Below are 25,950 nucleotides of genomic sequence, written 5' to 3'. Positions count from 1 at the left end.
TTGTCGAGACATCGGATCCGGTCCCGGCACCCCACACTTTTCCTTCGTCGCGTGACGACAGCAAGAAGATAAGGACACACCCCCGTGGCACAAGAAGTGCTCACCGACCTGAGCAAGGTCCGCAACATCGGCATCATGGCGCACATCGATGCCGGTAAGACCACGACGACCGAGCGCATCCTGTTCTACACGGGTGTGAACCACAAGATCGGCGAGACCCACGACGGCGCCTCGACGACCGACTGGATGGAGCAGGAGAAGGAGCGCGGCATCACGATCACGTCTGCCGCCGTGACCTGCTACTGGAACAAGAACCAGATCAACATCATCGACACCCCCGGTCACGTGGACTTCACGGTCGAGGTGGAGCGCTCGCTCCGCGTCCTCGACGGTGCGGTCGCCGTGTTCGACGGCAAGGAGGGCGTCGAGCCCCAGTCCGAGACCGTGTGGCGTCAGGCTGACAAGTACAACGTCCCCCGCATCTGCTTCGTCAACAAGATGGACAAGCTGGGCGCGGACTTCTACTACACCGTCGACACCATCGTGAACCGCCTCGGCGCCAAGCCGCTCGTCATGCAGCTGCCGATCGGCTCCGAGAGCAGCTTCGTCGGCGTCGTCGACCTCATCGAGATGCGCGCGCTCGTCTGGGCCGGTGACTCCAAGGGTGACGTGACCATGGGTGCGTCCTACGAGGTGCAGGAGATCCCCGCCGACCTCAAGGACAAGGCCGAGGAGTACCGCCAGGTGCTGCTCGAGACCGTCGCCGAGAGCGACGACGTCCTGCTCGAGAAGTTCTTCGGCGGCGAGGAGCTCACCGTCGCCGAGATCAAGGGCGCGATCCGCAAGATGACGGTCGCGTCCGAGATCTACCCGGTCCTGTGCGGCTCGGCGTTCAAGAACCGCGGCGTCCAGCCGATGCTCGACGCCGTCATCGACTACCTCCCGAACCCGCTCGACGTGGGCTCGATCGAGGCGCACGACCCCAAGGACTACGACACGATCATCGAGCGTCACCCCGACGCGAAGGACCCGTTCGCGGCCCTTGCGTTCAAGGTCGCCGTGCACCCGTTCTTCGGTCGCCTCACCTACGTGCGCGTCTACTCGGGCGAGCTCGAGTCCGGTGCCCAGGTCATCAACTCGACCAAGGGCAAGAAGGAGCGCATCGGGAAGATCTTCCAGATGCACGCCAACAAGGAGATCCCGGTTCCCGCGGTCACCGCCGGCAACATCTACGCCGTCATCGGTCTGAAGGACACCACCACCGGTGACACCCTGACCGACCCGGCGTCGCCCGTCGTTCTCGAGTCGATGACGTTCCCGGAGCCGGTCATCGAGGTCGCGATCGAGCCGAAGACCAAGGCCGACCAGGAGAAGCTGGGTGTCGCCATCCAGAAGCTCGCCGAAGAGGACCCGACCTTCCGCACGGAGCTCAATCCCGAGACCGGTCAAACGACCATCAAGGGCATGGGCGAGCTGCACCTGGACATCCTCGTGGACCGCATGAAGCGCGAGTTCAACGTCGAGGCCAACGTCGGCAAGCCGCAGGTGGCGTACCGCGAGACGATCAAGAAGGCCGTCGAGAAGTACGACTACACGCACAAGAAGCAGACGGGTGGATCGGGTCAGTTCGCGAAGATCCAGTTCACGATCGAGCCGCTCGACCTCGACTCGGAGAAGTCGTACGAGTTCGTCAACAGCGTGACCGGTGGGCGCATCCCGCGCGAGTACATCGAGCCGACCAACCAGGGCTTCCAGGACGCGATGGCGGCCGGCGCGCTGGCGGGCTTCCCGATGGTGGGCGTCAAGGCGACCCTGCTCGACGGCGCCTCGCACGACGTCGACTCCTCGGAGATGGCGTTCAAGATCGCGGGCTCGATGGGCTTCAAGGAGGCCATCAAGCGCGCGAACCCGGTGCTGCTCGAGCCGCTCATGGCCGTCGAGGTGCGTACGCCCGAGGAGTACATGGGCGACGTCATCGGCGACCTGAACTCGCGTCGTGGTCAGATCCAGTCGATGGAGGACGCCCAGGGCGTCAAGGTCGTGCGCGCGTCGGTCCCGCTGTCCGAGATGTTCGGCTACATCGGCGACCTGCGCTCGAAGACGTCCGGCCGTGCCGTCTACTCGATGGAGTTCGACAGCTACGCTGAGGTCCCGCGCGCCGTCGCCGACGAGATCGTCCAGAAGACCAAGGGCGAGTAAGCCCTAGGAGCCTGTGAGGCTCGGTCCCTGAGCCTGTCGAAGGGCCGGGCCTCACAGGCACTCAGACAACTTCACATCGTCTCTCTACTAAACTGAGAATCAAACCCGTAGGAAAGCGGTCACAATCCAGTGCCCGGTGCCCCTACATGACGTCCTGAGGAGGACCCAGTGGCTAAGGCCAAGTTCGAGCGGACCAAGCCGCACGTGAACATCGGAACGATCGGTCACGTCGACCACGGCAAGACCACGCTCACCGCTGCGATCTCGAAGGTGCTCGCCGACAAGTTCCCGTCGGCCACCAACGTTCAGCGCGACTTCGCGTCGATCGACTCCGCGCCCGAGGAGCGTCAGCGCGGTATCACGATCAACATCTCGCACGTCGAGTACGAGACCCCGAAGCGTCACTACGCTCACGTCGACGCCCCCGGTCACGCCGACTACATCAAGAACATGATCACCGGTGCGGCTCAGATGGACGGCGCGATCCTCGTGGTCGCCGCCACCGACGGCCCGATGGCGCAGACCCGTGAGCACGTGCTGCTCGCCAAGCAGGTCGGCGTGCCGTACCTGCTCGTCGCGCTGAACAAGGCCGACATGGTCGACGACGAGGAGATCCTGGAGCTCGTCGAGCTCGAGGTCTCCGAGCTGCTCGCCAGCCAGGGCTTCGCCGAGGACGCGCCCGTCGTGCGCGTCTCGGGCCTGAAGGCGCTCGAGGGTGACGAGAAGTGGACCCAGTCCATCCTCGACCTCATGGAGGCCGTCGACAACTCGATCCCCGACCCGGTGCGCGACAAGGACAAGCCGTTCCTGATGCCGATCGAGGACGTCTTCACGATCACCGGTCGTGGCACGGTCGTCACGGGCCGCGCCGAGCGTGGCACCCTCGCGATCAACTCCGAGGTCGAGATCGTCGGCATCCGCCCGACGCAGAAGACCACGGTCACGGGTATCGAGATGTTCCACAAGCAGCTCGACGAGGCATGGGCCGGCGAGAACTGTGGTCTTCTTCTTCGTGGCACCAAGCGCGAGGACGTCGAGCGCGGCCAGGTCGTGGTGAAGCCGGGTTCCATCACCCCGCACACCAACTTCGAGGGCACCGCGTACATCCTGTCCAAGGACGAGGGTGGCCGCCACAACCCCTTCTACACGAACTACCGCCCGCAGTTCTACTTCCGTACCACCGACGTCACCGGCGTCATCTCGCTGCCCGAGGGCACCGAGATGGTCATGCCCGGTGACACCACCGACATGTCGGTCGAGCTGATCCAGCCGATCGCCATGGAGGAGGGCCTCGGCTTCGCGATCCGTGAGGGTGGCCGCACCGTCGGCGCCGGCACGGTCACGAAGATCGTCAAGTAAGCATCTGCTTCCGCGCAAAGGGGTCGAGCCTTCGGGCTCGGCCCCTTTGTCGTTCCCGCGGTGCTTCGGCTTCGGGCCGGGTCTTGTCGAAGGGCAGGTCCGCCGTGCAGAATGGCGAGGTGCGAGCCGACAGCCGGCTCGATCAAGGGAGGGGAACCCCATGGGTCTCGGAGACGCCATCAACGACGCGGTGAACAAGGGCAAGGAGTTCTTCGAGGAGAACAAGGACAAGGTCGAGGAGCTGCTGCACAGCGAGCAGGCCGAGGGCGTCAGCGACACCGTGCTGGGTGGCGCTGCGGACCTCGCCAAGAAGGTCGCCCCCGGGGCTGCCGAGCAGATCGACGGCGTCCGCGACAACCTCGACAAGCAGGTCGGCAACGAGTGATCTCGAACTGAGAACTTCCAGAGGGCGGAGCGCTGCGGCGCTCCGCCCTCTGTGGTGCGTGGCGTTCCTCCCTCGCGACGAGCATTCTGCTGCGGCATCCACGCGGGCCCAGGCGAGTGGCGTCAACGCCCATGCGGTCGCGCACCCGCCTGCCGCAGCGCGGCGCGGACGCGACGAGCGGGTTCGCCGCTCTGACGGAGGTGCTTCGCGGTGATCTGCACCACACGCCATCCCGCTTCGGTGTACGCCTGGTACTTCTCGATGTCCTTCCTCCAACGCAAGCGATCGGTGCGGTGGTAGTCGCCTTCGTACTCGACGGCCACCTGGTAGTCCGGGTACGCGATCTCGCTGCAGCCGAGGAACGCGCCTCCCGCGTAGACGTCGAAGTCGAGCACCGGGGTGGGCAGCGCGACCCCTGTCGTCAGAGCGAGTCGCAGTTCGGTCTCCTTCGGGGAGGCGGATCCGATGCGGATCAAAGTACGCGCCTCGCGAAGCCGGATGATCCCGGGACGACGTCCTGCCCGGATGACCGCGTCGAGCTCCTCGAACGTGGCCAAAGGCGGGCGCAGCACCCAACCGAACGGTCCTGGGATGCGGGGGATCCGCACGATCGCATCCCCGACGGCGACGAGCTCGTCGAGGCTGAGGCGGCCGGCAAGCGATGCCCAGGTCGCTGCGGGCGTGGCCACCGGCACCCCATCGACCAGCGTCACGGCCTCGAGTTCCGGTGCGGACTGGTGACCGCGTATACGAGGGCCCCGGGGCGCTCGCCCCGGTGCCGGCATTGCGGCCTCCACCTGTACCCGATCCACCTCGGGTTGCCGAGGATTGCCATTCCTTGGGAAAGCTCGTCGCGGCAGCGGGATCCCGTGCCGCACGGCCGCGGTGGAGTGGCTGAGATGCGCGCCCGCCGGCATGGCCTGGGCGTAGGCATCCGACAGAAGTCTCACGGCATCGGACAACGCATCGGAGAGCGGATCCAGATCCTTGTCCTCGCCGAGTTCGCTTACGCTCGCAACCGTCATGCGGACCCCGTGGAACGGCGCACGCAGATCCGAACTCCGCAGGCGTGAAGGCGTGAGGCCCGCGGCAAGTCCTTGCGCCCGGGTGAACGTGTCGCCAAGAGCAGGGGGAAGGGGAGTCGGCTGTCGCATGCGGACAACGATGTCGCCCGGCTTCGCCGCATGGGGCGCACATCGCGGAAGTCGTGGACAACGGCTTCCCGGGCCCGGTTGTGCAGGGCGTTCCCTCCTCGTTCAGTGGTCGCAAACTGCGGTCAAATAGCGTGGATCCCCGCAATCTGCGACCGGTGAGCGGCACATGGCGCGGAGGCCGGAGCCGCCCCAGGCGAAGCCTCGTTCAGTGGTCGCGTAATGCGCCCATACGGCGCGGATGACCGCAATCTGCGACCAGTGAGCGACTCGGGGAGGCGGGGGCCGGAATCGCCCCCGGAGCGGAGGTCGTGCGGTGGTCGGGTATTGCGGTCATGCGGCGTGGATGACCGCAATCTGTGACGAGTGAGCGTACGGCGCGCGACCAGTAAGCGCCTGCCACCCATCCCCGTCCACGCGAGACACGCCGGACACGCCGTCGCGACACGCCCGAGTTTGCGACACGCCCGGGCTGCACGTAGACTATTGAGGTTCCACATTCCGGTGCGCGTCCCGATGCGCGCTGGATCACTGCCAGGGCAGTGCACAGACGGCGCCCTTCCACGGAGAGATCCATGGAAGCGGGTGCAGGGATCTGGGCCGCGGGCAGCAGAACAGACAACCGACACCTCCTCACCGAGGCCCTGCCATGTGCGGGGGTCGGCTTCCGCGGGTCGTGAGGCCCCGGGCTGACAGCAGAACAGTGGTGCGCCCCTTCAAGAGGTCCGATCCGCAAGGGTCAGGGCCAGGAGGAGGAGTGCGAAGGCGCAGAACGCGCCGTCGCGCGTCCAATGCCCCCGGATCATCCGATCCGGGCCGGTACGACGCTTAATGAGAGAGAGCAGACAATGGCGGGACAGAAGATCCGCATTCGCCTGAAGTCGTATGACCACGAGGTCATCGACACGTCGGCCCGCAAGATCGTCGACACCGTGACCCGTGCGGGCGCGACCGTCGTCGGCCCGGTGCCGCTTCCGACCGAGAAGAACGTCGTGTGCGTCATCCGGTCGCCCCACAAGTACAAGGACAGCCGCGAGCACTTCGAGATGCGCACCCACAAGCGTCTGATCGACATCGTCGACCCGACGCCGAAGGCCGTTGACTCGCTCATGCGTCTCGACCTTCCTGCTGACGTCAACATCGAGATCAAGCTGTAAGGGGATCACGATGGTCGACATCAACGCAAAGATTTCCAAGGGCCTGCTCGGCACCAAGCTCGGAATGACCCAGGTCTGGAACGAGAACGGCAAGCTGATCCCGGTCACCGTGATCGAGCTGGCCCCGAACGTGGTCACCCAGATCCGGACCCCCGAGAAGGACGGCTACAACGCCGTTCAGATCGCGGCCGGTCAGATCGACCCGCGCAAGGTCAACAAGCCGCTCACCGCCCACTTCGAGGCCGCCGGGGTCACCCCGCGCCGTCACGTCACCGAGATCCGCACCGCGGACGCCGGCGACTACAGCCTGGGCCAGGAGCTCACGGTTGACGGCACCTTCGAGGCCGGCCAGCTGGTCGACGTCGTCGGCACCAGCAAGGGCAAGGGCTTCGCCGGTGTCATGAAGCGCCACAACTTCAAGGGTGTTTCCGCCTCGCACGGTTCGCACCGCAACCACCGCAAGCCCGGTTCCATCGGTGCTTCCTCGACCCCGAGCCGTGTCTTCAAGGGCATGCGCATGGCCGGTCGTATGGGTGGCGAGCGCGTGACCGTCCTCAACCTCACGGTGCACGCCGTCGACGCCGAGAAGGGTCTGCTGCTCGTCAAGGGCGCCGTCCCCGGCGCGCGCGGCCGCATCGTCTACGTCCGCAACGCAGTGAAGGGTGCCTGAGTCCCATGGCTGACACCACTCTGACGCTCGACGTGTTCGCAGGCGGCAAGAAGACCGGTACGGTCGACGCCCCCGCCGCGATCTTCGACGCCAAGACCAACGTTCCGCTCATCCACCAGGTCGTCGTCGCGCAGCTCGCCGCGGCACGCCAGGGCACCCACTCGACCAAGCGTCGTGGTGAGGTCTCCGGTGCCGGTCGCAAGCCCTTCAAGCAGAAGGGCACGGGTAACGCCCGTCAGGGCTCCATCCGTGCGCCGCACATGACCGGTGGTGGCATCGTCCACGGCCCGAAGCCGCGCGACTACTCGCAGCGCACCCCCAAGAAGATGATCGCCGCCGCCCTGCTGGGTGCGCTGAGCGACCGCTTCCGCGGTGAGCGCCTGCACGTCGTCGAGTCCTTCGGCATCGAGGGCAAGCCGTCCACCAAGACGGCCGCCGCCTTCCTGAAGGCGCTCCCGGGCAAGAACCTCCTCGTGGTCATCGACCGCGAGGACGACCTCACCGCCCTGAGCGTCCGCAACCTGGCCTCTGTGCACGTGCTGTACTTCGACCAGCTGAACGCCTACGACGTGGTCAACTCCGACGACATCGTCTTCACCAAGGCGGCCTTCGACGCGTTCGTCGCGCTGAAGTCCGGCGCAACCGAGGAGGTCTCCGCATGAGCGACAACATCCTCGCCGCGGCTGCCAACAAGGACCCGCGCGACATCATCCTGAAGCCGGTCGTCTCCGAGAAGAGCTACGGCCTGATCGACGAGGGCAAGTACACCTTCCTGGTGGACCCCCGCGCCTCCAAGACCGAGATCAAGCTCGCCATCGAGAAGATCTTCGACGTCAAGGTCGCCAGCGTCAACACGATCAACCGCGTCGGCAAGGCTCGCCGCACCCGCTTCGGCACGGGCAAGCGCAAGGACACCAAGCGCGCCATCGTCGCCCTGAAGTCGGGCACCATTGACATCTTCACGGCAGTGAACTGACCGGGGGATAAGGACAGAACATGGCTATTCGCAAGTACAAGCCCACGACCCCGGGTCGCCGCGGCTCGTCGGTGGCCGACTTCGCCGAGATCACCCGATCGACGCCCGAGAAGTCGCTGCTGCGCCCGCTGAGCAAGACCGGTGGCCGCAACAACCAGGGCCGCATCACGACCCGTCACATCGGTGGTGGCCACAAGCGCCAGTACCGCGTCATCGACTTCCGTCGCAATGACAAGGACGGCATCGACGCCAAGGTCGCTCACATCGAGTACGACCCCAACCGCACCGCGCGCATCGCGCTGCTGCACTACTTCGACGGCGAGAAGCGCTACATCATCGCGCCGAACAAGCTGAAGCAGGGCGACATCGTCGAGTCGGGTGCCGGCGCTGACATCAAGCCGGGCAACAACCTTCCGCTGAAGAACATCCCGACGGGTACCGTCATCCACGCCATCGAGCTCCGCCCCGGCGGCGGCGCGAAGATGGCCCGCTCCGCCGGCGCCTCCGTGCGTCTGGTCGCGAAGGATGGCCCCTACGCCCAGCTGCGTCTGCCCTCCGGCGAGATCCGCAACGTCGACGCGCGCTGCCGTGCGACGATCGGCGAGGTCGGCAACGCCGAGCAGTCGAACATCAACTGGGGCAAGGCCGGCCGCAAGCGCTGGTTGGGCGTTCGCCCGACCGTCCGTGGTGTCGCCATGAACCCGGTCGACCACCCGCACGGTGGTGGAGAGGGCAAGACGTCCGGTGGACGTCACCCCGTCTCCCCGTGGGGCCAGGCTGAGGGACGCACCCGTCACGCCAACAAGGAAAGCGACAAGTACATCGTGCGTCGTCGCAACGCCGGCAAGAAGCGCAAGTAGGAGTAAGAGAAGATGCCTCGCAGTCTTAAGAAGGGCCCCTTCGTCGACGAGCACCTGCTTCGCAAGGTGGTCGTGCAGAACGAAGCCGGCAGCAAGAACGTCATCAAGACCTGGTCCCGCCGGTCGATGATCATCCCCGCCATGCTGGGACACACCATCGCCGTGCACGACGGACGCAAGCACATCCCCGTGTTCGTGTCCGAGAGCATGGTCGGTCACAAGCTGGGCGAGTTCGCGCCCACCCGCACCTTCCGCGGCCACGTGAAGGACGACAAGAAGGGGCGGCGCCGCTAATGGTCGAATCCATCGCACGCGTGAAGCACATCCGCGTGACCCCGCAGAAGGCTCGTCGTGTCGTCGCCCTGATCAAGGGCAAGCAGGCGCAGGAAGCCCTCGCCATCCTGAAGTTCGCGCAGCAGAGCGCCTCCGAGCCGATCTACAAGCTCGTGCACTCCGCGATCGCCAACGCCCAGGTGAAGGCCGATCGTGACGGCGAGTTCCTCGATGAGCAGGATCTCTACATCAAGAACGCCTTCGTGGACGAGGGGACGACGCTGAAGCGTTTCCAGCCCCGCGCCCAGGGCCGCGCGTTCCAGATCAAGAAGCGCACGAGCCACATCACGGTCGTGCTGGCCACCCCTGAGGTCGCCAAGAACGAGAAGGCGAGCAAGTAATGGGACAGAAGGTAAACCCGTACGGCTTCCGCCTCGGCATCACCACGGACCACGTGTCCCGGTGGTTCTCTGACTCGACCAAGCCGGGTCAGCGTTACGCCGACTACGTTGCCGAGGACATCAAGATCCGCCGGCTCCTGCAGACGCAGCTCGACCGCGCCGGCGTGAGCAACATCGAGATCGAGCGCACCCGCGACCGCGTGCGTGTGGACATCCACACCGCTCGTCCGGGCATCGTCATCGGCCGCCGCGGCGCCGAGGCGGAGCGCATCCGTGGCGACCTCGAGAAGCTCACGGGCAAGCAGATCCAGCTGAACATCCTCGAGGTGAAGAACCCCGAGGCCGACGCTCAGCTCGTCGCGCAGGGCATCGCCGAGCAGCTCTCTGCTCGTGTCGCCTTCCGTCGCGCCATGCGCAAGGGCCTCCAGGGCGCCCAGCGCGCTGGTGCCAAGGGCATCCGGATCCAGGTCTCGGGCCGCCTCGGCGGCGCGGAGATGAGCCGGTCGGAGTTCTACCGCGAGGGTCGTGTGCCGCTGCACACGCTGCGTGCGAACATCGACTACGGCTTCTACGAGGCCAAGACCACCTTCGGCCGCATCGGCGTGAAGGTCTGGATCTACAAGGGCGATCTCACCAACAAGGAGCTTGCTCGCGAGCAGGCCAACGCACCGAAGTCCCGTCGTGACGACCGTGGTGGCGACCGCCGCCGTGGCCCGCGCAACGAGGCTCCCGTCGCAGAAGGAGCGTCTGCCTGATGCTTATCCCTCGTAAGGTCAAGTACCGCAAGCAGCATCACCCCAAGCGTGATGGTGCGGCGACCGGCGGCACGAAGGTCTCCTTCGGCGAGTTCGGTATCCAGGCACTCACCCCCGCTTACGTGACCAACCGTCAGATCGAGTCCGCTCGTATCGCGATGACCCGTCACATCAAGCGTGGTGGAAAGGTGTGGATCAACATCTACCCCGACCGTCCGCTCACGAAGAAGCCTGCCGAGACCCGCATGGGTTCCGGTAAGGGTTCCCCCGAGTGGTGGGTCGCCAACGTCAAGCCGGGTCGCGTCCTCTTCGAGGTCGCGGGCGTCAGCGAGGAACTTGCTCGCGAGGCCCTGACCCGTGCCATTCACAAGCTGCCGCTCAAGGCACGCATCATCAAGCGCGAGGAGGGCGACGCGTAATGGCGATCGGCACCAAGGAGCTCGGTGTGACCGAGCTCGACACGTTCGAAGACCAGCGCCTCGTCGAGGAGCTGCGCAAGGCCAAGGAGGAGCTGTTCAACCTCCGTTTCCAGTCGGCCACCGGCCAGCTGGAGAGCCACGGCCGCATCCGCGCCGTCAAGCGCGACATCGCGCGCCTGTACACCGTGATCCGCGAGCGCGAGCTGGGCATCCGTGCGACGCCCGCTCCGGTCGAGGCTCCGGCCAAGAAGGCGTCCAAGGCAAAGGCGAAGAAGGCCGACGAGGCTGACGCGCCGAAGGAGGAGGCCGAGTAATGGCTGAGAAGAAGGCTGCTGCCGCTGAGGCAGAGGTCGTCTCGCACGATGTGCGCGACGCCGATGCTCGTGGCTACCGCAAGTCGCGCCGCGGCTACGTCGTCAGCGACAAGATGGACAAGACCATCGTCGTCGAGGTCGAGGACCGCGTGAAGCACCCGCTGTACGGCAAGGTCATCCGCCGTACGACGAAGGTCAAGGCGCACGACGAGAACAACACCGCCGGCATCGGCGACCTCGTTCTCATCAACGAGACCCGCCCGCTGAGCGCCACGAAGCGCTGGCGTCTGGTGGAGATCCTGGAGAAGGCAAAGTGATCCAGACCGAGTCCCGACTCAAGGTCGCCGACAACACCGGCGCCAAGGAGCTGCTCACCATCCGCGTGCTCGGCGGTTCCAGCCGTCGTTACGCCGGCCTGGGCGACATCATCGTCGCGACGGTCAAGGACGCGATCCCCGGTGGGAACGTGAAGAAGGGTGATGTGGTCAAGGCCGTCATCGTCCGCACCAAGAAGCAGACCCGTCGTCCCGACGGCTCGTACATCAAGTTCGACGAGAACGCCGCCGTGATCCTGAAGAACGACGGGGAGCCCCGCGGCACCCGTATCTTCGGCCCGGTCGGTCGTGAGCTTCGTGACAAGAAGTTCATGAAGATCGTCTCGCTCGCCCCGGAGGTGCTGTAACTCATGGCGAACATCAAGAAGGGTGACCTGGTTCAGGTCATCTCCGGCCGCAAGCAGGAAAAGGGCGGCGACCGCGGCAAGCAGGGCAAGGTCCTCGAGGTCCTCGTCGAGCAGAACCGCGTGATCGTGGAGGGCGTGAACTACGCCACCAAGCACACCCGCGTCGGACAGACGCAGCGCGGCACGAAGACGGGCGGCATCGAGACCATCGAGGCCCCCATTCACATCTCGAACGTCGCCCTGGTCGACCCCGAGACGAAGAAGCCGACCAAGGTCGGTCACCGCGTCGAGGAGCAGGTCAAGGACGGCGTGAAGCGCACGGTCCGCGTGCGCTACGCGAAGAAGAGCGGTAAGGACCTCTGATGGCGGCTGCTGACGCCGCGGGCGCTGTCAAGGTGCAGCCCCGCCTGAAGGCGAAGTACAACAACGAGATCAAGAAGGCTCTGCAGGACGAGTTCGGCTACGAGAACGTCATGCAGATCCCCGGCCTGGTCAAGGTCGTCGTCAACACCGGTGTCGGTGAGGCGGCTCGTGACTCCAAGGTGATCGATGGTGCGGTCGACGACCTCACCAAGATCACCGGCCAGAAGCCGATCGTCACGAAGGCCCGCAAGTCCATCGCGCAGTTCAAGCTGCGCGAGGGTCAGCCCATCGGCGCGCACGTCACCCTCCGCGGTGACCGCGCCTGGGAGTTCGTGGACCGCCTCGTGAACCTCGCACTGCCCCGTATCCGCGACTTCCGCGGTCTCTCGGACAAGCAGTTCGACGGCAACGGCAACTACACCTTCGGTCTCACGGAGCAGAGCGTGTTCCACGAGATCGATCAGGACCGCATCGATCGCGTCCGCGGTTTCGACATCACTGTCGTCACCACGGCGAAGAACGACGACGAGGGCCGGGCGCTGCTGCGTCTCCTCGGCTTCCCGTTCAAGTCGAACGACGCGCAGGCGTAAGACCATGTCTTGAAGACCGGATCCCGGGGGCTTCCTCGGGATCCGGTCTTCGGGCGTGTTGCACGTGACGTACAATTGAAAATTGCGTGCTCATCGCAGGCCGTCTGCCGTGTAACGGCAGCCGGAACCTCATGAACGAAAGAAGACAACTATGACGATGACAGACCCGGTCGCAGATCTGCTGACCCGTCTGCGCAACGCGAACTCGGCGCATCACGACTCCGTGACCCTGCCGTCGAGCAAGCTGAAGACCCACATCGCTGAGATCCTCCAGCAGGAGGGCTACATCTCGGGTTGGGAGATCTCCGACGCCCGCGTCGGTAAGAACCTCACCATCTCGCTGAAGTACGGCCCGAACCGCGAGCGGTCGATCGCCGGCATCAAGCGCGTCTCCAAGCCCGGCCTCCGCGTGTACGCGAAGTCGACGGAGCTGCCCAAGGTGCTCGGTGGCCTCGGCGTCGCGATCCTGTCCACCTCCTCGGGGCTCCTCACGGACCGCCAGGCTGAGCAGAAGGGCGTGGGCGGAGAAGTTCTCGCCTACGTGTGGTGATCTGAAATGTCGCGTATTGGACGACTTCCCATCGAGATCCCCGCGGGCGTGACCGTTTCGGTCGACGGCCGTGCGGTGTCGGTGAAGGGCCCGAAGGGCGAGCTCTCGCTCACCGTGGCCTCCCCCATCGAGGTGTCGGTCGAGGAGAACCAGGTTCTCGTCACCCGTCCGGACGACGAGCGCGCCTCGCGTTCGCTGCACGGTCTGACCCGCACGCTCATCAGCAACGACATCATCGGCGTGACCCAGGGCTACTCCAAGGGCCTTGAGGTCGTCGGCACCGGTTACCGCGTGCAGCAGAAGGGCAACTCGGTCGAGTTCGCCCTCGGCTTCTCGCACCCGGTTCTGATCGACCCGCCCGCCGGCATCACCCTGACGGTGGAGGGCAACAACAAGCTCACCGTCAGCGGCATCAGCAAGCAGGCCGTCGGCGAGGCGGCTGCGAACATCCGCAAGATCCGCAAGCCCGAGCCGTACAAGGGCAAGGGTGTGCGCTACGCCGGCGAGGTCGTGCGTCGCAAGGCCGGAAAGAGTGGTAAGTAACCATGGCTATCAAGACGAAGTCCGACGCCCGCTCGCGTCGTCACGCCCGCCTTCGCAAGAAGATCCAGGGCACCGAGGCGCGTCCGCGCCTGGTCGTCACCCGTTCGGCCCGCCACGTCTTCGTGCAGCTGGTCGACGACAGCAAGGGCCACACCGTGGCCAGTGCCTCCACCCTCGAGACCGACCTGCGCGGCTTCGACGGTGACAAGACCGCCAAGGCCCGCAAGGTCGGCGAGCTCGTCGCCGAGCGCGCGAAGGCCGCCGGTGTCTCGGAGGCCGTGTTCGACCGCGGTGGCAACCGGTACGCCGGTCGTGTCGCGGCCATCGCCGACGGCGCCCGCGAAGGGGGTCTGGCACTGTGAGTGACAACAAGGAGAACGAAGTGACCGAGACGGCTACGGCTCCCGCCGAGACGGCGGCCGGCACCGAGGCTCCGCAGCGCGATGAGCGCCGCGGCGGCCGTGGTGGCCGCGACCGCGGTCAGGGCGGTCGCGACCGCAACTCGCGCGACCGCGGGGACAACCAGTTCCTCGAGCGCGTCGTGACCATCAACCGCGTGTCGAAGGTCGTCAAGGGCGGCCGTCGCTTCAGCTTCACCGCGCTCGTCGTGGTGGGTGACGGCAACGGTCTCGTGGGTGTCGGCTACGGCAAGGCCCGCGAGGTTCCCCTCGCCATCTCGAAGGGTGTCGAGGAGGCCAAGCGCAACTTCTTCCGCGTGCCGCGCTCCGCATCGACCATCCCGCACCCGGTGCAGGGCGAGGCCGCGGCCGGCGTCGTGCTGCTCCGCCCGGCTGCCGCCGGTACCGGTGTTATCGCCGGTGGTCCGGTCCGCGCCGTGCTCGAGTGCGCCGGTATCCACGACGTGCTGTCGAAGTCGCTCGGTTCGTCGAACACGATCAACATCGTGCACGCGACGGTGGCCGCCCTGAAGCAGCTCGAGGAGCCCCGTGCGGTCGCCGCGCGTCGTGGCCTCGAGTTCGACCAGGTCGCCCCGGCGCGTCTCGTCCGCGCAGAGGCTGAGGCCATCGCTGCGCAGAAGGCAGGTGCCTGATGGCTGCGCGCCTCAAGGTCACGCAGGTCAAGTCCAAGGTGAGTGAGAAGCAGAACCAGCGCGACACGCTGCGTTCGCTCGGCCTCAAGCGGATCGGCGACTCGGTCGTCCGTCCCGACGATGCCCAGACCCGCGGCTACGTCCGCACGGTCGCTCACCTCGTCAAGGTTGAGGAGATCGACTAATGGCTGAGAAGAAGGAAGCGGCCACCAAGACCGCCGCCAAGAAGCCGGCCGCCAAGAAGGCCGAGGAGACCACGGTCTCCCGTCCCGGCGTCCTGAAGGTGCACCACCTGCGTCCGGTCCCCGGCGCCAACACCGCGAAGACCCGTGTCGGTCGCGGTGAGGGCTCCAAGGGCAAGACCGCCGGTCGCGGCACCAAGGGCACCAAGGCCCGCAACACCGTTCGCGTCGGTTTCGAGGGTGGGCAGATGCCGCTGCACATGCGCACCCCGAAGCTGCGCGGGTTCAAGAACCCGTTCCGCGTGGAGTACCAGGTCGTGAACCTGGAGAAGCTCGCCGAGCTCTACCCGAAGGGCGGAGACGTCACCGTCGCCGACCTCGTGGCCAAGGGCGCGGTTCGCAAGAACGAGAAGGTCAAGGTCCTGGGCAACGGCGACATCGCCGTGGCTCTGACCGTGTCGGTCGACAAGGTCTCCAGCTCCGCAGAGCAGAAGATCGTCGCCGCCGGCGGATCCGTCAAGTAACACTCGTCGAGAGGGGCCGGAGATTTCTCCGGCCCCTCTTGCGTTACCCTGGGTAATCGACTGTCCCTCATCGGGCGTCATTCCCTTTGCAGGAAGGCAAGCTTTTGTTCAGCGCCATCGCGCGGATCTTCCGCACGCCTGATCTTCGACGCAAGATCGGCTTCACGATCGCGATCATCGCGATCTACCGCCTCGGATCCACCGTGCCCGCTCCGTTCGTGAGCTTCCCGAACGTCTCCGAGTGCCTCGCTCAGAACAGCGGCACCGAGGGCCTGCTCGGGCTCGTCAACCTCTTCTCCGGCGGCGCGCTGCTGAAGCTGTCGATCTTCGCACTCGGCGTGATGCCCTACATCACGGCCTCGATCATCACCCAGCTGCTGCGCGTCGTCATCCCGCACTTCGAAGCGCTGCACAAGGAGGGCCAGGCCGGTCAGGCCAAGCTCACCCAGTACACGCGATACGTCACCATCGCTCTGGCGCTGCTGCAGTCCACGACTCTCGTCACCGTCGCGCGCACCGGCCAGTTGTTCGGCCAGACCGGCGTCGCCGCGTGCAACCAGCTGCTCACCAACGACGTGTGGTGGGCGCAGCTGCTGCTCATCATCACGCTGACGGCCGGCACCGGCCTCATCATGTGGTTCGCCGAGCTCGTCACCGAGAAGGGCATCGGCAACGGCATGTCGCTGCTGATCTTCACCTCGATCGCCGCGACCTTCCCCGGCGCCATGTGGGCCATCATGCAGACGAAGGGCTTCGAGGTCTTCCTGCTCGTGCTGCTCGTCGGCATCGTCGTGATGACTCTGGTCGTCTTCATCGAGCAGTCGCAGCGACGCATCCCGGTGCAGTACGCCAAGCGCATGGTCGGTCGTCGCACCTACGGCGGCACCAACACCTACATCCCGATCAAGGTGAACATGGCGGGCGTGATCCCGGTCATCTTCGCCTCGTCGCTGCTGTACATCCCGATGCTGGTCGCGCAGTTCAACATCCCGCAGGACGGCAAGACGCCGCCGGCGTGGGCGACCTGGATCATGACGTACTTCGTCAAGGGTGACCACCCGATCTACATGATCACGTACTTCCTGCTGATCATCGGTTTCACGTACTTCTACGTCGCGATCACGTTCAACCCGACCGAGGTCGCGGACAACATGAAGAAGTACGGTGGCTTCATCCCCGGCATCCGGGCGGGTCGCCCCACGGCCGAGTACCTCGACTACGTCCTCACCCGCATCACGCTGCCCGGATCCCTCTACCTCGGCATCATCGCGCTGATCCCGCTGATCGCGCTGGCCACGGTCGGCGCGAACCAGAACTTCCCGTTCGGCGGCGCGTCGATCCTGATCATCGTCGGCGTCGGCCTGGAGACGGTGAAGCAGATCGACGCACAGCTGCAGCAGCGCCACTACGAAGGGCTTCTCCGATGACGGCATCCGCAACCTCCACCGCACGCCTGCTGATCGTGGGCCCGCAGGGCTCCGGCAAGGGCACGCAGGGAGTGCGGATCGCCGAGGCCTACGGTGTTCCGGTGGTCTCCACCGGCGACATCTTCCGCGCCAACATCAAGGACGGCACCCCGCTCGGCAAGCAGGTCACCGCGATCCTCGACGCGGGGGACCTCGTCTCGGATGAGTTGACGGGTGCGCTCGTGCGGGACCGCCTGTCCCAGCCCGATGCCGAGGCCGGCTTCCTCCTCGACGGCTACCCCCGCAACGCCGCGCAGGTCGAAGACCTCGACGCGTTCCTGGCCGAGTCGGACGCCGCACTCGACGCAGTGATCCTGCTCGACGTGCCGCGCGAGGAGAGCATCGCCCGGATCACCGTGCGCGCGGTGGAGCAGGGCCGCGGGGACGACACCCCCGAGGCCATCGCGAAGCGTCTGGACATCTACGAGGCGCAGACCGCCCCGATCCTCGGCGTGTACGGCGCGCGTGGCATCGTGGACAGGATCGACGGCGTCGGCAGCCTGGACGAGATCACCGAGCGCGTCTTCGCGGCGCTGAACGCCCGCGGGCTCGTGCGCACGGCTGCGGTCTGACGTGGCGTTCCGCCGCTCCATCTACAAGAGCCGCGCCCAGCTCGAGGCGATGGTCGAGCCCGGTCTGATCACCGGTGCGGCGCTCACCGCGGTGCGCGCCGCCGTGCGCCCCGGCATCACGACGGGCGAGCTCGACGCGATCGCGGAGCGCGTGATCCTGGATCGCGGCGCCGAGTCGAACTTCAAGCTCGTGCGCGGCTACCGGCACACCACCTGCATCTCGGTCAATGACCAGGTCGTGCACGGGATCCCCGGATCTCGCGTGCTGCAGCCCGGCGACATCGTCTCGATCGACTGCGGCGCCCAGTTCCGCGGCTGGAACGGCGACAGCGCGATCACGGTCGTCGTGCCGGATCCGTCGGCGTCGTTCGGCGCACGGCAGACGCTTTCGGACGTGACCGAGGGATCCATGTGGGCCGGCATCGCCGCGATGGCGTCGGCGAGGCACCTGGGGGACATCTCCGCGGCCATCGAGGACCACATCCTCGCCGCGGGTCCCTCGGCGGTCTCGGGGAAGCCCTACGGCATCCTGCGCGAGTACGTCGGACACGGCATCGGCCGCAAGATGCACGAGGCGCCGAGTCTGTTCAACTACCGGACCCCGGACCGCGGCGCCGAGGTGCGCCCCGGCCTCGTGCTCGCGATCGAGCCCATGGTCACCGCGGGTTCCGAGCAGACCTACGTCGAGGACGACGACTGGACCGTCACCACGACCGACGGATCCGACGGCTCGCACTGGGAGCACAGCGTCGCTCTGCATGACGACGGCATCTGGGTGCTGACCGCCGCCGACGGGGGAGCGGCAGGCCTCGCCGCCTTCGGGATCACCCCCGCGCCGATCGCGTAGCACCGAGCGTCGACCTGCCCCGCGCGCCCCGCGGAGTGCTCCCACGGACCTCAAAGGCTTCGCACGGCACAATGGGAAGACATAGCTGAGCGGATCCGCCGGGCGGGTCTGGACAAGGAGACACAGACATGGCCACTGCCAAGGGCAGGACCAACGGGTTCGCCATCGGAATCACCGCGGCGGTCGTCGCCGTGCTCATCGCACTTGTCGGCGTCGTCGTGTACCTGAACAACAAGGCCACGGACCCGGGTGCCGCGCCGAAGAGCGCGATCGTCAACTCCGACACCGGCGCCGTCACCACCGGCAAGGGCAAGGACAAGGTCGCGCTGTACGTCGACTTCCAGTGCCCCATCTGCAAGCAGTTCGAGACCCAGTACGGGTCGCAGCTGCAGGCGCTCGCGAAGGAGGACAAGATCACGCTCGAGTACCACCCGATCGCGATCCTGGACCGCTTCTCGCAGGGCACCAACTACTCCTCGCGTGCGGCTTCCGCAGCGTACGCCGTCGCGCAGGAGAACCCGGACAAGTTCCTGGACTACCTGAACATCCTGTTCGAGAACCAGCCGACCGAGAACACCCCCGGCCTCACCGATCAGCAGCTGATCGACTACGCGAAGCAGGTCGGCGCCGACAAGGCCGAGGCGGTCATCAAGGCGAACACGTTCTTCAAGTTCCCGACGGCGCAGGCCACCGCGCACAAGATCCAGGGGACGCCGACGATCGAGATCAACGGCGAGCGTCTCGACACGAGCAAGCAGGCCGACGTCGCCAAGCTGCAGAAGATCGTCGACCAGAAGTAACAGCTCCGCATTTTGCGGATCCGCGGATCCGGACTACCATAGATCTTTGGTGCTTTGCGCCTTGGTCCGGCGTGTCCGGATCCGCACGGTTCCACCACCACCCACCCACCGCAGATCGACCGGTCTGCAGAAGCGTCAGCGAGGCTATGGCTAAGAAAGACGGTGTCATCGAGATCGAGGGCGTGATTTCCGAGGCTCTCCCCAACGCGATGTTCCGCGTTGAGCTGAGCAACGGACACAAGGTCCTCGCCACGATCTCCGGCAAGATGCGGCAGAACTACATCCGCATCATCCCCGAGGACCGCGTCGTCGTGGAGCTCTCTCCCTACGACCTCACGCGCGGCCGCATCGTCTACCGCTACCGCTAGACCGGTCGAGAAGTAACACCCCAGGCGCTCGCGCCTGCCCGGTGAAGACAGCGATAAGGAAACAACATGAAGGTCAACCCCAGCGTCAAGCCCATCTGCGACCACTGCAAGGTGATCCGTCGTCACGGCCGCGTCATGGTGATCTGCAAGAGCAACCCGCGCCACAAGCAGCGCCAGGGCTGATCGCCGGGCTCCGTCCCGTCGCTCTCGCAATCCACAACTCAATATCTGAAACAGGCAGGATCAGACGCTTCGACAGGCTCAGCGACCGGGGAACCGGCCGGCGGCCGCGAGAAGCTGACACCTCGGGCGGAGGCCCGGGCACCGATCCTGCTCCACACCTCCACAACACTCCAGGAGTTACCGCATGGCACGTCTTGCCGGCGTCGACATCCCGCGCGACAAGCGCGTGGTGATCGCCCTCACGTACATCTACGGCATCGGCCGTACCCGCTCGGTCGAGATCCTCAAGGCCACCGAGATCGACGAGTCGATCCGCGTCAAGGACCTCTCCGACGACCAGCTCGTCGCCCTCCGCGACCACATCGAAGGCACCTACAAGGTGGAGGGTGACCTCCGCCGTGAGGTCGCCGCCGACATCCGCCGCAAGGTCGAGATCGGCTCCTACGAGGGCATCCGTCACCGTCGCGGCCTGCCGGTCCGCGGTCAGCGCACCAAGACCAACGCGCGTACCCGCAAGGGCCCCAAGCGCACCGTCGCCGGCAAGAAGAAGGCCCGCTAAGCGGCCAGGGAATAGGAGAACACTTTCATGGCTGCACCCAAGGCCGCCGCGCGCAAGCCGCGCCGCAAGGAAAAGAAGAACATCGCGCTGGGCCAGGCCCACATCAAGTCGACGTTCAACAACACCATCGTCTCGATCACCGACCCGTCCGGCGCCGTCATCGCCTGGGCTTCGTCCGGTGGCGTGGGCTTCAAGGGCTCCCGCAAGTCCACCCCGTACGCCGCCGGCATGGCCGCGGAGTCGGCCGCCCGTCAGGCTGCCGAGCACGGTGTGAAGAAGGTCGACGTCCTCGTCAAGGGTCCGGGCTCCGGCCGCGAGACCGCGATCCGCTCGCTGCAGGCCGCAGGCCTCGAGGTGGGTTCGATCCAGGATGTGACGCCTCAGGCGCACAACGGCTGCCGTCCGCCGAAGCGCCGTCGCGTCTGACGCGTTCTGAGGATCCTCGGATCTCGATCCTGTCGAGACCGGGGATCCTCACCCGCGTTTCCTCCACAACTCAAGACCTCACCCACACGTGTCATATAGCGGGCACGTGATCGAAAGGAACACACAGTGCTCATCGCACAGCGTCCCACTCTCACCGAGGAAAAGATCTCCGAGAACCGCAGCCGGTTCGTCATCGAGCCGCTTGAGCCCGGCTTCGGTTACACGATCGGCAACGCGCTGCGTCGCAGCCTGCTCTCCTCGATCCCCGGCGCGGCCGTCACGAGCGTCCGCATCGACGGCGTCCTCCACGAGTTCAGCACCATCCCCGGTGTGAAGGAGGATGTCACCGAGATCATCCTCAACATCAAGCAGCTGGTCGTCTCCTCGGAGCGCGACGAGCCCATCACCGCCTACCTGCGCAAGACGGGTGCCGGCGAGGTCACCGCGGCGGACATCTCGGCTCCGGCCGGTGTCGAGGTGCACAACCCCGAGCTGGTCATCGCGACCCTCAACGACACCGCCAAGTTCGAGCTCGAGCTCACCATCGAGCGCGGCCGTGGCTATGTCTCCGCGGCGCAGAACCGCAGCGAGTACGCCGAGGCGGGCCAGATCCCGATCGACTCGATCTACTCGCCCGTGCTCAAGGTCAGCTACCGCGTCGACGCCACCCGCGCCGGCGAGCGCACCGACTTCGACAAGCTCGTGCTGGACGTCGAGACCAAGAACTCGATCATCCCGCGCGACTCCGTGGCCTCGGCCGGCCGCACGCTGACCGAGCTGTTCGGCCTCGCCCGCGAGCTGAACGTCGAGGCCGAGGGCATCGAGATCGGCCCCGCGCCGGTCGAGGCCGTGCTCTCGAACGAGCTGTCGATGCCGATCGAGGATCTCGATCTGTCGGTCCGCTCGTACAACTGCCTCAAGCGTGAAGGCATCAACACGGTGTCCGAGCTCGTCGCCCTCTCGGAGACGCAGCTCATGAACATCCGCAATTTCGGACAGAAGTCGGTGGACGAGGTGCGCGACAAGCTCGTCTCGCTCGGCCTGTCGCTGAAGGATTCGGTGCCCGGTTTCGACGGCGCCCACTTCTACGGCGGCTCCGAAGACGAGTCCTTCTGACCTACCCGTTCTGTCATCTGGCAGTGGCCAGCTGACTCGAACCTTTCCGATCCAGGAGTAAGAACAATGCCTAAGCCCACCAAGGGTCCCCGCCTCGGAGGCGGCCCGGCCCACGAGCGTCTGCTGCTCGCGAACCTCGCCGCACAGCTGTTCCTTCACAAGTCGATCAAGACCACCGAGACCAAGGCCAAGCGCCTGCGTCCGCTGGCCGAGCGTCTCGTCACCTTCGCCAAGCGCGGCGACCTGCACGCGCGCCGTCGCGTGCTGACGGTGCTGCGCAGCAACAAGGAGGCGACGCACATCCTGTTCGCCGAGATCGCGCCGCTCGTCGCCGAGCGTGAGGGCGGCTACACCCGCATCACCAAGGTCGGCAACCGCAAGGGTGACAACGCGCCCATGGCCGTCATCGAGCTCGTGCTCGAGCCCGTCACCCCCAAGGTGAAGAAGGCCGCTGCGAAGCCGGCTGCCGCCAAGAAGGCTGCTGAGCCCGTCGCCGAGGCTCCGGCCGAGGTCGTCGAGGCCGAGGTCGAGGAGACCGCCGCTCCGGCTGCGCTCGTCGACGGCGGCTTCGGTGAGGACTCCGCTGCTCCGCTCGAGGACGGCTCCGCCCCCGAAGGCTTCGACATCAAGGGCAACAAGGACTCGATGAAGTTCCACCGCCCCGATGGCCAGTGGTACGACGCCACCGTCGCCGAGGTGTACTTCCGCACCGCCGAGGCTGCTGAGGCCGCCGGTTTCGTGGAGGCCGGCAAGTAAGCCAGCTCGCGTTCTGAAGCCCGTCGCCCCCTTGTGGGGCGGCGGGCTTCGTCGTTGTCTGGGGTGGGGCGTGCTGTTCAGCGGTCGCTCGTGCTGCTCGGTGGTTGCCCGTGGCGCTCGCTGGTCGCGTATTGCGGTTATGGCGAGCGCGAAGCCGCAATCTGCGACCAGTGAGCGGAAGTGGAGCGCGTGTGGGAGGCGTGGGCCGGCGAAGCCCGGTGGCGCGGATTCGGATGCGGTCAGGGCGCGGGGCAGATGTTCGCGCCGGCCGATGCGACGAGGGGAGACCCACCGGCGCAGGGTTCGGGCGTGAGCGTGCGGATGTGCTGCATCGCGGGAGCGTCGAACAGGCCGACGTGCGCCCCGGTCAGCACCACCGACGACACCGGCCAGCCCCAGGGCTTCGCGGCGAGCCATTGCACGTCGTTCTCGCGCACCCATGCGGCGAGCGGGGCGACTTCGGCGCGCTGCTGAGCCAGGGTCTGGGTGGTCGGCGGCTGCGCGGTGCGCACCGTGTCGCTGCCGACGCCTCCGGCCACCACCACGGCCAGAACGGCCGCCACGGCGACAGCGACGACCCGCGTGAGGGCTGGTGTGACCATGTTCTCGTGCCGCCGCCACAGCGCCCCCACGGCGCGGACAGCGATCGCGGCGAGGATCGGGGCGAACGCGAATACGCCGACTGCGGGGTGGCGCACCCACAGCGGCAGCTGCGCCGCCTGCGCCCACCAGCCGACGAAGGCGAGCAGGCCCACGGCGGATCCGAACCCGAGCGCGAGAAGCTGCGGATCCCGCCCCCACCAGTGGGGGCGCTGCGGATCCGGCACGACTGCGACCGGGGCGGACGACGCGCGGCCGAGTTCCGAGCCCTTCGACAGGCTCAGGGGCCGGATGTCGACGGCATCGCCCCGGGCGGGCACCGCGGCCCACACCACCGCGACGGCCGCGAGCACCACGGCGACCGCGACGAGCCACCACGGCACGAACCAGGATCCGGCCAGCGTTCCGAGCTTCTGCGGCACCGTGGTCGGCTCGATGTGCTGTCCGCCGCTGAGCAGGAACCCGCCCAGCGCGCGCACGTGCCGCACGTAGCCCGCGAGACCCATCGAGGCGAGCGCGATCAGCTCCATGAGCACCGTGGGCGCGGCCACGAAGACCAGCGGCACCACGCTGCGGCGCAGGGCCGCGACCAGGCGCGGCCAGAACGGCGCGGCGGGCGTGAGCAGGAACAGCGCCACGGCGAATGCGGGCAGCGCGAGCAGTGCGATGAGCTTCGCCTGCACGGCGAGTCCCAGCAGCAGTCCCGCGAGCCACGCACGGCGCGGCAGCACGATCAGCGCCCACACGATGAGCGCGGCCGCGGCGATCTCGCCGAGCAGGTCCGCTGGGCCCTGGATCGGGGAGACGCTGTCCGCCGTGTTGAACGCGAGCGGCAGCGCCACGGCGATCAGCGCGCCGAAGCGGCCGGCGATGCGCCGTCCCAGCACCGCGAGCCCGGCGAGCAGCAGCACCCAGTACGCGAGCGGCACGAGCCGCGCGCCGATCACCGGATCCACACCGAACGCGAGCACGCCGGCGACCGGCAGCAGCACGACCGGACCGGTGGAGATCCGCGGATCGAACGGCGTCAGGGTCGAGCCCGACAGCGTGCCGTCGCTGGTGTAGCCGAGGCCGGCCAGCAGGTTCCGCGGAACGGTGAGGTTGAACGCCTCGTCCTCCCAGAATCGCAGCGCGGTCAGGCTGTGCCACATCACGATCGCGTTCGCGACGAGGAGCAGCCCGAGCAGGATCCAGAATGCGATTCTGGAGAGGCGACGAGTCATGCGGATCCGGAACCCTCGTCGGGACCAGCCTCGTCGGGAGCTGCGGATCCCTCATCGGCTGCGACGCTGCGCGGGGCACGGACCGTCGAGAGCCGCTCGAACTCGAGCGCCCGCAGCGGGGCGCCGGGGCGCAGCGACCACATCCACGCCTCGCGCAGGGCGCTGAGCGCGAAGAGCACGAGCTTCTTGGGAGGCAGCGACGGACGTGCGACCTTGCCCCACATCGTGCCCGTGCTGGAGCTGCCCCGGCGCGGGATGCTGCGCACGCGCAGGTAGCGCACCGCGAATCCGGCGCGTACCTCGGCGAGCGAGAAGTGCACGTGCGGCACGAGCGCATCGGACGGCACGGCGTTCACGAGGAGCTGCAGCGCCTCGGGGCGGTACACGCGCAGGGGGGTGTTCACATCGGGCACACCGCGTCCGACGACCGCGGCGGTGAGCAGGCGCACACCGGCGGTGAGCAGACGGCGGTACCAGGCGTCGGTGCGGGAATGGCGCACGCCGTGCACGACGTCCGCACCGGTGCGATCGAGCGCGCGCACGGCGGACGCGATCTCGGATCCGAGGAACTGCCCGTCGCCATCGACGTGCACGAGCGCGTCGGGGGAGAGCGTGAGGCCGGCGCGATACGCGGCGAGAGCGGTGGGGCCGTGGCCGCGATTGGCCGGCTGAGTCTGCACGTCGACGTCGTCGATGCCGGCCAGGGCGGCGGCGGTGCCGTCGGTGGAGCGGTCGTCGGCGACGACGAAACTCACGCGCTCGGCCAGCGGGGCGACGGCGGTGCGGATCTCGTCGATGAAGCCGCCGATGCCCTCGGCCTCGTTGTAGGCCGGCATCACGACGGCCAGGTGGGCGTACTGCACTCGAACCTCGAGCCTTCTCCTGGAGGGCCCGCAGTGGGCCGGGGCGGGACCCGTCAGCGCCACGGCAGCACCGGCGGAGTCTTCGCGAGGGAGGAGCGGGGATCCGCCCCGTTCATGCCAGGCGTCCTGGGCCGCACCGTCCCCCGGGTATTCTAGTAGGGCTATGGATCGCCGCTCCCGGTTGCGCCGTCTGGCGGGAGTCGGCACCCGCTTCCTGATCGTCGGCGGCATCAGCACACTCATCGAGGTCGGGGCGTTCAATCTCTTCGTCTTCGTCTTCGGGTGGGACCTCGTCGTCGGCAAGATCGCCGCGAGCCTGGTCGCCCTGATCAACGCCTACATCGGCAACCGCGAGTGGGCGTTCCGCGGACGCGACCGGCGCGGACGTGTCGCCGAGATCGTGCTCTTCCTCGCCGTCAACCTGGTCTGCACCCTGCTCGGCGCGGGCATCGTGTGGCTCGGCGCTGAGGTGGTCCAGGGCGCGACCGGCCACACCCCGAGCCTGCCGGTCGTCAACCTGATCAACCTCGGCAGCATCGCCGTGATCGTGCTGGTGCGCTTCGTGCTGTACCACTACATCGTGTTCCGGCACACTCCCAAGGACGCGACGGCCGAGACTGCGGGATCCGATGACCGTTCCGGGGCTGTCTCGAGCGACTGAGCAGGCTGGCGTTCGCTGGTCGCAGATTGTCGTCATGCGGCGCTGAAGACCGCAATTCGCGACCAGTCAGCGAGGGGGATCCGGTTCCGTCGTCGTAGGGGCGCGG

Annotated in this window: 37 protein-coding genes; 34 read left to right on the top strand and 3 right to left on the bottom strand. The window is 66.9% G+C overall.

Features of this window, described 5'->3' with window-relative positions; translation table 11 throughout:
* The first annotated feature begins 84 nt into the window (after positions 1 to 84).
* The 3 genes from fusA (at position 85) to AC1DCT_RS07695 (ending at position 3,943) form a co-directional block, all read left to right on the top strand.
* Positions 85 to 2,199, top strand: coding sequence for an elongation factor G (gene fusA, locus AC1DCT_RS07705; protein WP_440734036.1), 2,115 nt, complete (start codon positions 85 to 87; stop codon positions 2,197 to 2,199).
* A gap of 168 nt (positions 2,200 to 2,367) precedes the next feature.
* On the top strand, positions 2,368 to 3,558 hold the full coding sequence (gene tuf / locus AC1DCT_RS07700) for an elongation factor Tu (RefSeq protein WP_105686027.1): 1,191 nt from the start codon (positions 2,368 to 2,370) through the stop codon (positions 3,556 to 3,558).
* Between the two features lie 160 nt (positions 3,559 to 3,718).
* Positions 3,719 to 3,943, top strand: coding sequence for a hypothetical protein (locus AC1DCT_RS07695; RefSeq protein WP_440734035.1), 225 nt, complete (start codon positions 3,719 to 3,721; stop codon positions 3,941 to 3,943).
* 122 nt (positions 3,944 to 4,065) lie between these two features.
* On the opposite strand, the gene AC1DCT_RS07690 is transcribed toward AC1DCT_RS07695, so the two are convergent.
* Positions 4,066 to 4,968 carry a hypothetical protein gene (locus AC1DCT_RS07690; protein ID WP_477428374.1) on the bottom strand — a complete coding sequence of 301 codons (903 nt, stop codon included), beginning with the start codon at positions 4,966 to 4,968 and terminating at the stop codon, positions 4,066 to 4,068.
* Positions 4,969 to 5,942: 974 nt separating this feature from the next.
* Here AC1DCT_RS07690 and rpsJ point away from each other — a divergent pair.
* From rpsJ to rplQ, 30 genes are all read left to right on the top strand, one after another.
* Positions 5,943 to 6,251, top strand: a complete 309-nt coding sequence (gene rpsJ, locus AC1DCT_RS07685; RefSeq protein WP_017201594.1) for a 30S ribosomal protein S10 — start codon at positions 5,943 to 5,945, stop codon at positions 6,249 to 6,251.
* Between the two features lie 10 nt (positions 6,252 to 6,261).
* Complete coding sequence (gene rplC, locus AC1DCT_RS07680; RefSeq protein WP_233312367.1) at positions 6,262 to 6,921, top strand: 50S ribosomal protein L3; 660 nt, start codon at positions 6,262 to 6,264, stop codon at positions 6,919 to 6,921.
* 5 nt (positions 6,922 to 6,926) lie between these two features.
* On the top strand, positions 6,927 to 7,583 hold the full coding sequence (gene rplD / locus AC1DCT_RS07675) for a 50S ribosomal protein L4 (protein ID WP_440734030.1): 657 nt from the start codon (positions 6,927 to 6,929) through the stop codon (positions 7,581 to 7,583).
* Complete coding sequence (gene rplW / locus AC1DCT_RS07670) at positions 7,580 to 7,897, top strand: 50S ribosomal protein L23 (protein ID WP_045249924.1); 318 nt, start codon at positions 7,580 to 7,582, stop codon at positions 7,895 to 7,897. The genes rplD and rplW overlap by 4 nt, the downstream gene beginning before the upstream one ends.
* A 20-nt stretch (positions 7,898 to 7,917) precedes the next feature.
* The gene (gene rplB, locus AC1DCT_RS07665; RefSeq protein ID WP_233312365.1) at positions 7,918 to 8,757 is read left to right on the top strand and encodes a 50S ribosomal protein L2; all 840 of its coding nucleotides are present in this window, start codon (positions 7,918 to 7,920) and stop codon (positions 8,755 to 8,757) included.
* A gap of 12 nt (positions 8,758 to 8,769) precedes the next feature.
* A complete protein-coding gene (rpsS, locus tag AC1DCT_RS07660; RefSeq protein ID WP_233312364.1) occupies positions 8,770 to 9,051 on the top strand; it encodes a 30S ribosomal protein S19 in 282 nt (93 codons plus the stop codon).
* Positions 9,051 to 9,431: a 50S ribosomal protein L22 gene (rplV, locus tag AC1DCT_RS07655; protein ID WP_292718963.1), complete on the top strand. Its 381-nt coding sequence runs from the start codon at positions 9,051 to 9,053 to the stop codon at positions 9,429 to 9,431. Before rpsS ends, rplV begins: the two co-directional genes overlap by 1 nt.
* On the top strand, positions 9,431 to 10,186 hold the full coding sequence (gene rpsC / locus AC1DCT_RS07650) for a 30S ribosomal protein S3 (protein ID WP_440734029.1): 756 nt from the start codon (positions 9,431 to 9,433) through the stop codon (positions 10,184 to 10,186). Before rplV ends, rpsC begins: the two co-directional genes overlap by 1 nt.
* A complete protein-coding gene (gene rplP / locus AC1DCT_RS07645; RefSeq protein ID WP_045271046.1) occupies positions 10,186 to 10,605 on the top strand; it encodes a 50S ribosomal protein L16 in 420 nt (139 codons plus the stop codon). The genes rpsC and rplP overlap by 1 nt, the downstream gene beginning before the upstream one ends.
* Positions 10,605 to 10,919 carry a 50S ribosomal protein L29 gene (gene rpmC / locus AC1DCT_RS07640; protein WP_045271047.1) on the top strand — a complete coding sequence of 105 codons (315 nt, stop codon included), beginning with the start codon at positions 10,605 to 10,607 and terminating at the stop codon, positions 10,917 to 10,919. The genes rplP and rpmC overlap by 1 nt, the downstream gene beginning before the upstream one ends.
* Entirely contained in the window at positions 10,919 to 11,236 is a 318-nt protein-coding gene (gene rpsQ / locus AC1DCT_RS07635) for a 30S ribosomal protein S17 (RefSeq protein ID WP_052674221.1), read from the top strand. Before rpmC ends, rpsQ begins: the two co-directional genes overlap by 1 nt.
* Positions 11,233 to 11,601 carry a 50S ribosomal protein L14 gene (gene rplN, locus AC1DCT_RS07630; protein WP_045271048.1) on the top strand — a complete coding sequence of 123 codons (369 nt, stop codon included), beginning with the start codon at positions 11,233 to 11,235 and terminating at the stop codon, positions 11,599 to 11,601. Before rpsQ ends, rplN begins: the two co-directional genes overlap by 4 nt.
* Positions 11,602 to 11,604: 3 nt before the next feature.
* Positions 11,605 to 11,964, top strand: coding sequence for a 50S ribosomal protein L24 (rplX, locus tag AC1DCT_RS07625; protein ID WP_045249916.1), 360 nt, complete (start codon positions 11,605 to 11,607; stop codon positions 11,962 to 11,964).
* Complete coding sequence (rplE, locus tag AC1DCT_RS07620; RefSeq protein ID WP_440734028.1) at positions 11,964 to 12,554, top strand: 50S ribosomal protein L5; 591 nt, start codon at positions 11,964 to 11,966, stop codon at positions 12,552 to 12,554. Before rplX ends, rplE begins: the two co-directional genes overlap by 1 nt.
* A gap of 151 nt (positions 12,555 to 12,705) precedes the next feature.
* Positions 12,706 to 13,104, top strand: a complete 399-nt coding sequence (gene rpsH / locus AC1DCT_RS07615) for a 30S ribosomal protein S8 (protein WP_233312358.1) — start codon at positions 12,706 to 12,708, stop codon at positions 13,102 to 13,104.
* 6 nt (positions 13,105 to 13,110) lie between these two features.
* Positions 13,111 to 13,647, top strand: a complete 537-nt coding sequence (rplF, locus tag AC1DCT_RS07610) for a 50S ribosomal protein L6 (RefSeq protein WP_440734027.1) — start codon at positions 13,111 to 13,113, stop codon at positions 13,645 to 13,647.
* A 2-nt stretch (positions 13,648 to 13,649) separates the two neighbouring features.
* Positions 13,650 to 14,009 (top strand): 50S ribosomal protein L18, encoded by a 360-nt coding sequence (rplR, locus tag AC1DCT_RS07605; RefSeq protein WP_267920971.1) that lies wholly within the window; start codon positions 13,650 to 13,652, stop codon positions 14,007 to 14,009.
* Positions 14,006 to 14,698, top strand: coding sequence for a 30S ribosomal protein S5 (gene rpsE, locus AC1DCT_RS07600; RefSeq protein ID WP_440734026.1), 693 nt, complete (start codon positions 14,006 to 14,008; stop codon positions 14,696 to 14,698). Before rplR ends, rpsE begins: the two co-directional genes overlap by 4 nt.
* Positions 14,698 to 14,883 carry a 50S ribosomal protein L30 gene (gene rpmD, locus AC1DCT_RS07595; protein ID WP_018171461.1) on the top strand — a complete coding sequence of 62 codons (186 nt, stop codon included), beginning with the start codon at positions 14,698 to 14,700 and terminating at the stop codon, positions 14,881 to 14,883. The genes rpsE and rpmD overlap by 1 nt, the downstream gene beginning before the upstream one ends.
* Positions 14,883 to 15,404, top strand: a complete 522-nt coding sequence (gene rplO / locus AC1DCT_RS07590) for a 50S ribosomal protein L15 (RefSeq protein ID WP_082072167.1) — start codon at positions 14,883 to 14,885, stop codon at positions 15,402 to 15,404. The genes rpmD and rplO overlap by 1 nt, the downstream gene beginning before the upstream one ends.
* Positions 15,405 to 15,508: 104 nt before the next feature.
* Positions 15,509 to 16,831: a preprotein translocase subunit SecY gene (gene secY / locus AC1DCT_RS07585; protein ID WP_233312356.1), complete on the top strand. Its 1,323-nt coding sequence runs from the start codon at positions 15,509 to 15,511 to the stop codon at positions 16,829 to 16,831.
* Positions 16,828 to 17,442 (top strand): adenylate kinase, encoded by a 615-nt coding sequence (locus AC1DCT_RS07580; RefSeq protein ID WP_477428371.1) that lies wholly within the window; start codon positions 16,828 to 16,830, stop codon positions 17,440 to 17,442. The genes secY and AC1DCT_RS07580 overlap by 4 nt, the downstream gene beginning before the upstream one ends.
* A gap of 1 nt (position 17,443) precedes the next feature.
* Positions 17,444 to 18,289, top strand: a complete 846-nt coding sequence (gene map / locus AC1DCT_RS07575; RefSeq protein WP_477428369.1) for a type I methionyl aminopeptidase — start codon at positions 17,444 to 17,446, stop codon at positions 18,287 to 18,289.
* 128 nt (positions 18,290 to 18,417) lie between these two features.
* Complete coding sequence (locus AC1DCT_RS07570) at positions 18,418 to 19,089, top strand: DsbA family protein (protein ID WP_440734022.1); 672 nt, start codon at positions 18,418 to 18,420, stop codon at positions 19,087 to 19,089.
* A 146-nt stretch (positions 19,090 to 19,235) separates the two neighbouring features.
* Positions 19,236 to 19,457, top strand: a complete 222-nt coding sequence (gene infA / locus AC1DCT_RS07565) for a translation initiation factor IF-1 (protein WP_017201569.1) — start codon at positions 19,236 to 19,238, stop codon at positions 19,455 to 19,457.
* Positions 19,458 to 19,523: 66 nt separating this feature from the next.
* Positions 19,524 to 19,640 (top strand): 50S ribosomal protein L36, encoded by a 117-nt coding sequence (gene rpmJ / locus AC1DCT_RS07560; protein ID WP_005050492.1) that lies wholly within the window; start codon positions 19,524 to 19,526, stop codon positions 19,638 to 19,640.
* 184 nt (positions 19,641 to 19,824) lie between these two features.
* A complete protein-coding gene (gene rpsM, locus AC1DCT_RS07555; RefSeq protein WP_440734021.1) occupies positions 19,825 to 20,199 on the top strand; it encodes a 30S ribosomal protein S13 in 375 nt (124 codons plus the stop codon).
* Positions 20,200 to 20,226: 27 nt separating this feature from the next.
* Positions 20,227 to 20,625: a 30S ribosomal protein S11 gene (rpsK, locus tag AC1DCT_RS07550; RefSeq protein ID WP_017829189.1), complete on the top strand. Its 399-nt coding sequence runs from the start codon at positions 20,227 to 20,229 to the stop codon at positions 20,623 to 20,625.
* A gap of 126 nt (positions 20,626 to 20,751) precedes the next feature.
* Positions 20,752 to 21,741, top strand: coding sequence for a DNA-directed RNA polymerase subunit alpha (locus tag AC1DCT_RS07545; RefSeq protein WP_477428367.1), 990 nt, complete (start codon positions 20,752 to 20,754; stop codon positions 21,739 to 21,741).
* A gap of 66 nt (positions 21,742 to 21,807) precedes the next feature.
* On the top strand, positions 21,808 to 22,497 hold the full coding sequence (gene rplQ / locus AC1DCT_RS07540) for a 50S ribosomal protein L17, sunset domain variant (protein WP_440734020.1): 690 nt from the start codon (positions 21,808 to 21,810) through the stop codon (positions 22,495 to 22,497).
* Between the two features lie 239 nt (positions 22,498 to 22,736).
* Here rplQ and AC1DCT_RS07535 read toward each other — a convergent pair whose 3' ends face one another.
* Positions 22,737 to 24,320, bottom strand: coding sequence for a hypothetical protein (locus tag AC1DCT_RS07535; RefSeq protein WP_477428366.1), 1,584 nt, complete (start codon positions 24,318 to 24,320; stop codon positions 22,737 to 22,739).
* The gene (locus AC1DCT_RS07530) at positions 24,317 to 25,183 is read right to left on the bottom strand and encodes a glycosyltransferase family 2 protein (RefSeq protein ID WP_477428364.1); all 867 of its coding nucleotides are present in this window, start codon (positions 25,181 to 25,183) and stop codon (positions 24,317 to 24,319) included. The genes AC1DCT_RS07535 and AC1DCT_RS07530 overlap by 4 nt, the downstream gene beginning before the upstream one ends.
* A gap of 163 nt (positions 25,184 to 25,346) precedes the next feature.
* On the opposite strand from AC1DCT_RS07530, the gene AC1DCT_RS07525 reads away from it, so the two are divergent.
* The gene (locus tag AC1DCT_RS07525) at positions 25,347 to 25,844 is read left to right on the top strand and encodes a GtrA family protein (RefSeq protein WP_477428362.1); all 498 of its coding nucleotides are present in this window, start codon (positions 25,347 to 25,349) and stop codon (positions 25,842 to 25,844) included.
* The last annotated feature ends 106 nt before the right edge of the window (positions 25,845 to 25,950 follow it).

It is taken from the genome of Microbacterium sp. 10L49, assembly GCF_056395125.1.
The sequence above is the reverse complement of the archived record's forward strand: the minus strand, read 5'-3'. Positions and strand labels throughout refer to the sequence as shown.

Bases quoted from the DNA above. Each gene is read 5' to 3' on its own strand.
- AC1DCT_RS07695 (WP_440734035.1), top strand. From the start codon at position 3,719: ATGGGTCTCGGAGACGCCATCAACGACGCGGTGAACAAGGGCAAGGAG.
- AC1DCT_RS07690 (WP_477428374.1), bottom strand. From the start codon at position 4,968: ATGACGGTTGCGAGCGTAAGCGAACTCGGCGAGGACAAGGATCTGGAT.
- rpsJ (WP_017201594.1), top strand. From the start codon at position 5,943: ATGGCGGGACAGAAGATCCGCATTCGCCTGAAGTCGTATGACCACGAG.
- rplC (WP_233312367.1), top strand. From the start codon at position 6,262: ATGGTCGACATCAACGCAAAGATTTCCAAGGGCCTGCTCGGCACCAAG.
- rplD (WP_440734030.1), top strand. From the start codon at position 6,927: ATGGCTGACACCACTCTGACGCTCGACGTGTTCGCAGGCGGCAAGAAG.
- rplW (WP_045249924.1), top strand. From the start codon at position 7,580: ATGAGCGACAACATCCTCGCCGCGGCTGCCAACAAGGACCCGCGCGAC.
- rplB (WP_233312365.1), top strand. From the start codon at position 7,918: ATGGCTATTCGCAAGTACAAGCCCACGACCCCGGGTCGCCGCGGCTCG.
- rpsS (WP_233312364.1), top strand. From the start codon at position 8,770: ATGCCTCGCAGTCTTAAGAAGGGCCCCTTCGTCGACGAGCACCTGCTT.
- rplV (WP_292718963.1), top strand. From the start codon at position 9,051: ATGGTCGAATCCATCGCACGCGTGAAGCACATCCGCGTGACCCCGCAG.
- rpsC (WP_440734029.1), top strand. From the start codon at position 9,431: ATGGGACAGAAGGTAAACCCGTACGGCTTCCGCCTCGGCATCACCACG.
- rplP (WP_045271046.1), top strand. From the start codon at position 10,186: ATGCTTATCCCTCGTAAGGTCAAGTACCGCAAGCAGCATCACCCCAAG.
- rpmC (WP_045271047.1), top strand. From the start codon at position 10,605: ATGGCGATCGGCACCAAGGAGCTCGGTGTGACCGAGCTCGACACGTTC.
- rpsQ (WP_052674221.1), top strand. From the start codon at position 10,919: ATGGCTGAGAAGAAGGCTGCTGCCGCTGAGGCAGAGGTCGTCTCGCAC.
- rplX (WP_045249916.1), top strand. From the start codon at position 11,605: ATGGCGAACATCAAGAAGGGTGACCTGGTTCAGGTCATCTCCGGCCGC.
- rplE (WP_440734028.1), top strand. From the start codon at position 11,964: ATGGCGGCTGCTGACGCCGCGGGCGCTGTCAAGGTGCAGCCCCGCCTG.
- rpsH (WP_233312358.1), top strand. From the start codon at position 12,706: ATGACGATGACAGACCCGGTCGCAGATCTGCTGACCCGTCTGCGCAAC.
- rplF (WP_440734027.1), top strand. From the start codon at position 13,111: ATGTCGCGTATTGGACGACTTCCCATCGAGATCCCCGCGGGCGTGACC.
- rplR (WP_267920971.1), top strand. From the start codon at position 13,650: ATGGCTATCAAGACGAAGTCCGACGCCCGCTCGCGTCGTCACGCCCGC.
- rpmD (WP_018171461.1), top strand. From the start codon at position 14,698: ATGGCTGCGCGCCTCAAGGTCACGCAGGTCAAGTCCAAGGTGAGTGAG.
- rplO (WP_082072167.1), top strand. From the start codon at position 14,883: ATGGCTGAGAAGAAGGAAGCGGCCACCAAGACCGCCGCCAAGAAGCCG.
- AC1DCT_RS07580 (WP_477428371.1), top strand. From the start codon at position 16,828: ATGACGGCATCCGCAACCTCCACCGCACGCCTGCTGATCGTGGGCCCG.
- AC1DCT_RS07570 (WP_440734022.1), top strand. From the start codon at position 18,418: ATGGCCACTGCCAAGGGCAGGACCAACGGGTTCGCCATCGGAATCACC.
- infA (WP_017201569.1), top strand. From the start codon at position 19,236: ATGGCTAAGAAAGACGGTGTCATCGAGATCGAGGGCGTGATTTCCGAG.
- rpmJ (WP_005050492.1), top strand. From the start codon at position 19,524: ATGAAGGTCAACCCCAGCGTCAAGCCCATCTGCGACCACTGCAAGGTG.
- rpsM (WP_440734021.1), top strand. From the start codon at position 19,825: ATGGCACGTCTTGCCGGCGTCGACATCCCGCGCGACAAGCGCGTGGTG.
- rpsK (WP_017829189.1), top strand. From the start codon at position 20,227: ATGGCTGCACCCAAGGCCGCCGCGCGCAAGCCGCGCCGCAAGGAAAAG.
- rplQ (WP_440734020.1), top strand. From the start codon at position 21,808: ATGCCTAAGCCCACCAAGGGTCCCCGCCTCGGAGGCGGCCCGGCCCAC.
- AC1DCT_RS07535 (WP_477428366.1), bottom strand. From the start codon at position 24,320: ATGACTCGTCGCCTCTCCAGAATCGCATTCTGGATCCTGCTCGGGCTG.
- AC1DCT_RS07525 (WP_477428362.1), top strand. From the start codon at position 25,347: ATGGATCGCCGCTCCCGGTTGCGCCGTCTGGCGGGAGTCGGCACCCGC.